At 32.1% G+C, this 252-nt stretch carries 1 protein-coding gene; it reads left to right on the top strand.

The genetic code is table 11. The annotated features are described in order from the left end of the window. Positions 1 to 79 precede the first annotated feature (79 nt). Positions 80 to 252, top strand: a 173-nt coding sequence (locus SB775_RS31900; RefSeq protein WP_410865297.1) for a DUF3894 domain-containing protein, incomplete at its 3' end; no start/stop codon positions are given.

The raw sequence follows: 252 nt of genomic DNA, 5'->3' as shown, positions 1-252 counted from the left end.
AATCAGTGGGAGGTTTTTTACCCGCGGATTATCAGCCCTCACCAATCGGGATAAAAAATTAGATAAAGGGGTTGCTCATATGTACTTGAATCCAAAAATTTCGTATATGCAATTTTTTATGGGATTTCTATTTGTTATTACATTCATATTGGCAACTTTTAATATATGTTCTTATCTTGTAGCAATTGTATGTATGGCATTACTCAATCTTACTTTTGTTATTGGAGCATTTCAGCAGAAACAATATACAAG

The sequence above is a fragment of the Peribacillus sp. SIMBA_075 genome (assembly GCF_046534585.1).
The sequence above is the reverse complement of the archived record's forward strand: the minus strand, read 5'-3'. Positions and strand labels throughout refer to the sequence as shown.